Origin of the sequence: Moraxella sp. (assembly GCF_030525845.1) — a bacterium.
Taxonomy (GTDB): domain Bacteria; phylum Pseudomonadota; class Gammaproteobacteria; order Pseudomonadales; family Moraxellaceae; genus Moraxella.
Window position 1 is genome coordinate 99,600 of record NZ_JAUNDY010000006.1, and the last position, 7,808, is coordinate 107,407.

Here is a 7,808-nt window from a genome sequence, read left to right on the forward strand (position 1 = left end):
TTGACTCATATTACGACATTTATCCAAAATTAGCAAACGCTTGGGTTCATGCCCAGCATTTACCGCCAATTAGGACTGATGACAAGAAATCAAGCAAACTGCTAGGCTGATGCTTTTTATGCCAAATCACACCAAAGTCGTTGTACATCATTTCATCTCTTGTCATGTCATCACGCCAGTTAGAACAGCCAAATGATGACAAGACGACGTTTGCCAGACAATCACTCCCCCACCACCAGCACCTCTGCGTCCATCTCTGCCCACAGCTGATGCGTGGCGATGACTAAAATGCCAATCCGACCTGCCTTTTGAGCATCGGTAAGCGTTTGCCACACATGACGGCGAGTGGTGTCATCAAGCCCTGCAAATGGCTCATCTAAAAGTAGCACCGTCTTTGGCGTGAGAAGCAAGCGAGCGAGTGCCACACGGCGAGCCTGACCACCTGAGAGTGCCATGCCGTATTCGCCAAGTGGCGTACCTAGCCCTTTGGGTTGGGATTTGACCCAATCCGCCAAGCCAACTTGCCCCAGCACCGCCCACAGTTCCTCATCGCTAGCACCTGCTTTACCCAAACGTAAATTGTCCGCTAAGGTCTGGTCAAAAATGTCCACCGTCTGCCCCAAAAACCCAAGCGACGACCCAAAATCGATGTTTGGCATGGATTGTCCGTTTAGGATAATCTCGCCTTTGACAGGGGCAAATTCTCCTGCCAGAGTCGCAAGGAGGGTGGATTTGCCCACGCCTGACGCACCCACGATGAGGGTGGGGGTTTGGTTTGTGATGTGAGCGTGAATGTTATCAATCACCACAATGGCGTTTGGAGCTTGTATGGCGACATCATTGAGCATGAGCGTCCATTCGTCTTGGCTTGGATTGGACAAACCCACTTTGGGCGTGGCAGAGACAGGCGTGATGAGTGCATTTATCCGCTCTTTGGCATACATACTACGTCCATACGCCAATGGCTCAGCCACCAACGCCATGACAATTTCAATGAGCCCAAACACCGCCAGCACCAACGCCAACGCCCATGCAGGGTTAAAACCACGACTGACATGGATATTATCGGTTGCCATGACTGCCGTTTGGGTAAATGGCTCATGCACCGCAAACAGTACCCCAACCACCACCGCCGCAATGACGATTTGTATCATCAGATTGGTTCGCCGTCTGATGACGTGTGATTGGCGTACGAGCGTGTGAGCCTCATCATCAAGCTGACCCAATGTCGCCATGTACTCTTGCCACCGTCCCCACACCAGTAGCTGAGTGAGCGTGGGCAAGGTATCAAGAAGCGTGCTTTTTTGGCGTTCGCCAAGCTCTCCTTCTTTGACTGCCATCGCCACACCAAGTCGCCACATCAGTACAGGAATGACAAGCACCGAGCACAGCACGCCTGATAGCACCACCCCCAACAGCGTGGGTAATTTGATGAGCAAGCACACCGCCACGACTGCCACCGCCACGACTGCCACGATAAAAGGCGACACAACACGCAAGGGAAATTCGTTTAACACATCAATGTCTTTGACCAAACGGTGCATTTTTTGACTGCTGGTTTTGTCGTCAAGGGCTTGGACGGATAATGGCTGTTTTGCCCAAGCGGTAAAAAATCTGACACGAAGCTCCTTTAACAGCTCAAACACCGCATGGTGCGACACCATCAAATCACCATAGCGTGCCAGCGTACGACTAAGGGCAAAAGCACGAATCATCGCTGAGGGAGCAAAATAATTGAGCCCAATCGCCAAAACGCCTGCAACACCAGCCATCGTGATAAACCACCCTGACACCGCCACCAAGCCAAGCACCGACAATACCGTAATGATACCCAGCACCCATGATATGATCCACAGCGTTTTTTGGGAAGTCCAAAGCTGGCGAAGTTCAAACCGCTCATGATGATTATTTTTCATGATTTACCCCTTTTGTTGCCCCAAACGATGTATGTTATCAAACTCAAACCCGCCAAAATCCTCATCATGCGTTACCCAAATGACCGTTTTGTCCGCCCCAAGTTGCCACAAAAGCTCTTTGATTTGCCAAGCCGTTTTGGCATCTAAATGCTCCGTTGGCTCATCAAGTAGCCATACCTTAGCGTCTTGGAGTAGCAGTTGAGCGATGGCAAGGCGTTGCCCCTGACCGCCCGACAGTCCACGCCCACGCTCGCCCAGCATGGTGTGCATGCCCTGTGGCAAGGCATTGACTACCTCCCACATGCCAACCCATTGCAAGACTTGTTTTAACTCATCATCGCTGGCGTGTGGCTTGGCAAGGCGTAAATTGTCGGCAATACTCATGGGAAGCAACGCCAAACTTTGCGACAAATAGCCAAATTGTTGTCTTAAATGCCCCAAATCCGTCTCTTGATAAGCCACTTTTTTATCGCCATCGGTCAGCACCACATCGCCCTCATAATCCCCAAAGCCCAGTAGGATTTGAAGCAAAGTGGATTTGCCTGCCCCACTCTCGCCCATTACCGCCGTTTTTTGCCCTGCCTCAAACTCAGCCGTCAAAGGCGACAGACGCACTCGCCCATCATCACCAAACGCCGTTACATTTTTTAGGGCAAAACTGGGAGCATGACTTAGGGTATGGGCTTGTCCTGTGTGTTTTTTATGCTTAAAATTGAGCATGGGAGCAACCGCTTTGGCACACGCCATCGCTTGCCCTTTGACGTGGTATTCTGCCCCCAGTCGGCGTAATGGTGCATAAAATTCAGGCACAAGCAGCAAGATAAAAAGTGCAACCCTATAACTGGTTAAAATTTGTCCATTTGCCCAAGGTAGTAACCCCAACAGCCCAAAACCCAAATACACCGCCACCAACGCAATGGACAATGCAGATAAAAATTCTAATACGGCACTATTTAAAAAGGCAATTTTAAGCACACTCATGGTTTTTTGGCGATATGTCTCACTGCTTTTGTCAATGTCGGACACCGCCACATCCACTGCTCCCAGTCGGCTTAGGGTGTTCATGCCTCGAATCCAATCCAAAAAACGTCCGCCAAGCTGGGCGAGTGCATCCATCTGTTCACGGCTTTTACGAGTGGTGGCAATTCCGATAAACGCCATAAAAATCGGCACAAGCGGTGCAGTCAAAAGCAAAATCATCGCAGAAGTAACACTATAAAAACTTATGCACCCCGCCAAAATAAGTGGCGTGGTAACAGCGGTCATTTTTTGGACTTCAAAACGGGCATAACCCACCAAATGCACAGGCTCATCGACCATTTTGCTGGCAAGCGAGCCATCCGACCCAAAATACCGCCTTGCCAGTCCAAGCTGACCGAGTTTGTCAAGCAGTGCCTTTTTGACGTTGGTGGCAACCGTAAGCCCTGCTTCGCTTAGCAGATAATCTCGCCCATAACCCAGCCCTGCCCGCACGCACAGGCACACAAACAACGCCCCCAAATCCATCAAAAAATACCCATCATCTGACATGCTTTGGCTGGTAAACGCATCAAACCACCGTTCAAAAATCCGCACCAATATCCACGTCTGCCCTACCAGCACCAGCACGCTCATCACGTCCAAAAGATATGCTGTCATCATGGATTTTTTGACAGGCTTGAAGGTATTTTTTAAAAAGGCATTTGCCATGATGTCTTCTTGGGAGCGACGTTTTGGCTTGGATTTGGGGGGGTTACTCATGGTCTTGTTTTTTGGCAAAAATTAGGCTACATTATCGCTAAATTTAGGGGGATTTTCAAGGCATTATCCCTTAATTTTAATCAAATCATCATAAACGACATGAATTTTAAAAAATTAATTGACACCGCCCCCATGACATTATTGTTAATTGGCAGTTTTATCGCTGTATTTATTATTCAGATTTTGCAAGGGGTTAATATCGATAATCCCAGCAATAAAGATTTGTTAAATCATGGGGCGAATTTTTTACCATTGACATTAACCGATGATTATTGGCGATTGATAAGTAGTGGGTTTTTACATATTGGTATTATTCATTTGTTATTAAATGGTTTTGCCATGTATTATTTTGGACAAGTAACAGAAGTCATCATTAGTCGTTGGCGTTTTCTTGTGCTGTTTATTTTATCGGTGGTGGGCGGAAATTTATTAAATTTATCCATTGGCTTATATCAGCTGACAAATGGACAATACCCCGCTATTTCCGCTGGGGCATCTGGGGGTATTATGGGTATTGGTATGACACTTTTGGTCATTTCATTTAGCTCATTAAAAGCAGCCAAATACCTCAATCGTCGCTCGTTATTTATCATCATGGCACTTAATATCATGATGGGGTTTACCATACCAAACATCGATAATGCAGGTCATATTGGCGGAGCAATCTCTGGCTTGATATTAGGACTGTCTTTTGTGTTATTTTATCAACATCGTTATTGTTTTAGGATAACTGCCATGATGATGATTGTTGCGTATGTTTTTATTTGGTATTTCCTTAGTCTGTCATTAACTCAAATATTGTTGGTTGGTTAATTATGAATACTCACACACTACGCCAAACCCTCAGAAAAAAAAGAAAATTCCTAAACACCAAACAACGCCAATACATGGCATTTTTGGCAAGTCTGCAATTACCCAAACTTTTGCCACATCTACCAAAACACGCCAAAATTGGTTTGTATTTAGATGATTTTGGAGAATTACCCACTACGCCCATCATTCGGTTTTGTCAAAAACACGAATTTATCCCTTATTTACCCATCACACACCAAAATAAACCTCTGATATTCGCTCCTATATTTTATGAATTATCAAAAATACCTTTAAAAAAACATAAACTTGGCATGAAAGAGCCCTTTTCAAAAAACACCCTAAATGCCAATCAATTAGACTGCATCATTTGTCCACTGGTGGCAGTAGATAAAGCCGGTAACCGATTGGGTATGGGCGGTGGGTTTTATGATAGAACATTTGCACATTTTCGTGGATTAAAAATAGGTTGGTGCTATCATTTTCAAGTGGTGGACAATCTGATCGCCAATGATTGGGACAAAAAAGTCAATATCATCATCACGGATAAAACATTTGTACGATGCTAAATCCATCAGTTTTAATAATGCGGTGGTTTATCCGCCAACAAATCAAATGGAGCGATACCGTCATCATTGCCGTGTTGATTTTCCAAATAGCGATAAATCAGCTTTAATTGGTCTTGTAAATCTTTGATGTGTAAGGTTTGGTCGGTAACAACAGCATTTAAGTCGTCTACCGTATTTTCTAGGTAGGCGATTTTTATTTGTAAATCAATCAACTCTGTACCCAAATCTGTCATTTTTACCCCAAGATTTTAAAAATTTGCTATAATGGCAATATTTTACCATTTACAAGACAACTTAGATACTCATTTATGGCACTCATTCATCTTAAAAATGTCTCCCTAGCTTTTGGCATTGCCCCCATTTTAGACCGTATTAATTTTAGCCTTGATATAGGCGAGCGGGTTTGTTTGATTGGGCGAAATGGCGAAGGCAAATCCACGCTGTTTAAACTCATTGACGGCACGCAAAATCCCGATGATGGCGAAATTATCATGGCGGACGGTTTGCGTGTCGCCATGCTCGCCCAAGATGTGCCAAATGATGACGGCACGCTTCTTGACATTGTGATGGGGGGCGATGCCAAAGTTGCTGATTTATTAAAGACTTATCATGCGTTATCGGACAAATGCACGCTTGGCGATATGCAAGCCTGCAATGAGATGGCTCATTTGCAACACGAAATTGACGCCCTGCACGGCTGGGATTTACAGCGTAATGCCCGTACCTTGCTTGACAACATGGGACTAAACCCCACTGACCGTCTTGCTGATTTGTCGGGCGGTCGCAAACGCCGTGTGCTTTTGGCTCGTGCGTTGGTGGTTAAGCCTGATGTGCTACTGCTTGATGAGCCAACCAACCACCTTGATGTCGAGAGTATTGATTGGCTAGAAAGCTATTTATTAAGCCAAAATTTAACCGTGCTATTTATCACTCACGACCGCAAATTTGTCGATAATCTTGCCACTCGCATTGTGGAGCTAGACAGGGGTAAATTAGGGAGCTATGATGTCTCGCAAGGCGTGGGCGGATATGCTCGTTATCAAGAATTAAAGGAATTGGAACTTGCCAGCGAGCAAAAATCCTTTGAAGAGTTTGACAAAAAACTTGCCCAAGAGGAGGTTTGGATTCGTCAAGGCATTAAAGCCCGTAGAACTCGTAACGAAGGGCGAGTACGAGCCCTAAAAGCCCTACGAGAGGAGCGAGCCGCTCGCCGTGATGTGGTGGGCAATGTGTCTTTGACCCAAAATGTGTCCGAAAAATCGGGCAAAATTGTCTGTGAAGTGGGTCACTTAACCTTAGAATATGATGGCAAAGTTTTGGTAAAAGATTTTTCCACCCTGCTCATGCGTGGCGATAAAGTGGGGATTATCGGGCAAAATGGCGTGGGTAAAACGACCTTGATTCGCACGATTTTGGGGCTTGATGAGAGTGCCAAAACAGGCGGTACGGTCAAACTTGGCACAAATTTATCCGTGTCGTTTTTTGACCAATTAAAAGACCAATTAGACCCAGAGAAGTCGGTTGCCGAAAATGTCGGACAAGGCTCTGACCATGTAGAAATCAATGGACGCAAAACGCACATTTTGGGTTATTTGCAAGATTTTTTGTTTACGCCCAATCGTGCCAGAACGCCTGTCAAAGCCCTCTCAGGGGGTGAAAAGGCACGGGTACTGCTCGCCAAAAATCTGCTAAAACCTGCCAATGTCTTGGTGCTAGACGAACCGACCAACGACCTTGATATGGCGACTTTGGAGCTGCTTGAAGAGTATGTCGCAGGTTTTGATGGGACGATTTTGCTCATCAGCCACGACCGTGCGTTTATGGACAATGTCGTTACCCAAACTTGGGTTTTTGGTACGGACAAAGACGGCAACGGTGTGATAACCGAATATGTGGGCGGTTATCAAGATTATTTGGTACAAAAACAGCGAGCCGATAAGGACACTCCCAAACCAAAAACCGAAAAAACAGAAAAAGCAAAAACCGAAACACTAAAACCCGATAACCCCAATAATTCGGCAAATCCTCAAAAACGCAAACTCTCCTATAAAGAACAGCGAGAACTTGAAAGTTTGCCTAATGAAATTGCTGAGCTTGAAAAAGAACAAGCTGAGCTGAATGAAAAACTGGCGGACGGGTCGTTGTTTGTCTCTGATTTGGCACTTGCCACAAAGTACAGCGAACGGCTTGGGGAGATTGATGAATTACTCCTTGAAAAATTGGAACGCTGGGACGAACTTGAAAGCTTGGGGAAATAAATGAGTGAGAAATTTTGCTGTGGGGGTGGTTGCCATACGCATGGCGATAATGTCAATGCCCCAAAAATTGATATGGCAAAAATGCCCAATTTGACCGACACGCACAAACAAACCAGCATGGCGGACAAAGCTCCCTTTGAGTGGCAATTTTTAAAGCCACAATATTGGGGAATTTGGTTACTTATGTTGATATTTTTACCGCTTTTATATTTGCCCTTACGCATTCAATTTATGATTGGGCGAAAAATCGGCGAATTGGCTTATCATTTTATTCCAAGACGGGTTAATAATACGCTGACCAATTTAACGCTTGCCTTTCCTGATAAATCCGATGATGAAAAAATCCTAATTGCCAAACAAGTTTTTGTCAATCAAGGCATTGGTATTTTTGAAACATTGAACGCATGGTTTCGCCCCAATGTGTTTAAACGCACATTTAGCATTAGTGGCTTACAGCACTTAATTACCGCCCAAAAAGAAAATAAAGCCGTGATATTATTGGGCGGGCATTTTAC

General features: G+C 45.3%; 6 protein-coding genes and 1 pseudogene. 4 read left to right on the plus strand and 3 right to left on the minus strand.

All coding sequences use genetic code 11. The annotated features are described in order from the left end of the window. Positions 1 to 221: 221 nt before the first annotated feature. Positions 222 to 1,916 (minus strand): amino acid ABC transporter ATP-binding/permease protein, encoded by a 1,695-nt coding sequence (locus tag Q4B79_RS04075; RefSeq protein ID WP_303085153.1) that lies wholly within the window; start codon positions 1,914 to 1,916, stop codon positions 222 to 224. A 3-nt stretch (positions 1,917 to 1,919) separates the two neighbouring features. Further along, entirely contained in the window at positions 1,920 to 3,656 is a 1,737-nt protein-coding gene (gene cydD, locus Q4B79_RS04080) for a thiol reductant ABC exporter subunit CydD (protein ID WP_303085154.1), read from the minus strand. Positions 3,657 to 3,755: 99 nt separating this feature from the next. On the opposite strand from cydD, the gene Q4B79_RS04085 reads away from it, so the two are divergent. Both Q4B79_RS04085 and Q4B79_RS04090 read left to right on the plus strand, forming a co-directional pair. Next, entirely contained in the window at positions 3,756 to 4,469 is a 714-nt protein-coding gene (locus tag Q4B79_RS04085) for a rhomboid family intramembrane serine protease (RefSeq protein ID WP_303085155.1), read from the plus strand. Positions 4,470 to 4,471: 2 nt separating this feature from the next. Then, positions 4,472 to 5,035 carry a 5-formyltetrahydrofolate cyclo-ligase gene (locus tag Q4B79_RS04090; RefSeq protein ID WP_303085156.1) on the plus strand — a complete coding sequence of 188 codons (564 nt, stop codon included), beginning with the start codon at positions 4,472 to 4,474 and terminating at the stop codon, positions 5,033 to 5,035. Between the two features lie 11 nt (positions 5,036 to 5,046). Here Q4B79_RS04090 and Q4B79_RS04095 read toward each other — a convergent pair whose 3' ends face one another. Beyond that, positions 5,047 to 5,268: a SlyX family protein gene (locus Q4B79_RS04095; RefSeq protein ID WP_303085157.1), complete on the minus strand. Its 222-nt coding sequence runs from the start codon at positions 5,266 to 5,268 to the stop codon at positions 5,047 to 5,049. A gap of 75 nt (positions 5,269 to 5,343) precedes the next feature. Between Q4B79_RS04095 and Q4B79_RS04100 the strand changes: the two genes are divergently transcribed. Together Q4B79_RS04100 and Q4B79_RS04105 are read left to right on the plus strand one after the other, a co-directional pair. Next, a complete protein-coding gene (locus Q4B79_RS04100; RefSeq protein WP_303085158.1) occupies positions 5,344 to 7,293 on the plus strand; it encodes an ATP-binding cassette domain-containing protein in 1,950 nt (649 codons plus the stop codon). A 72-nt stretch (positions 7,294 to 7,365) separates the two neighbouring features. Next, positions 7,366 to 7,808: pseudogene (locus Q4B79_RS04105) on the plus strand (lipid A biosynthesis acyltransferase); the annotation flags it as partial.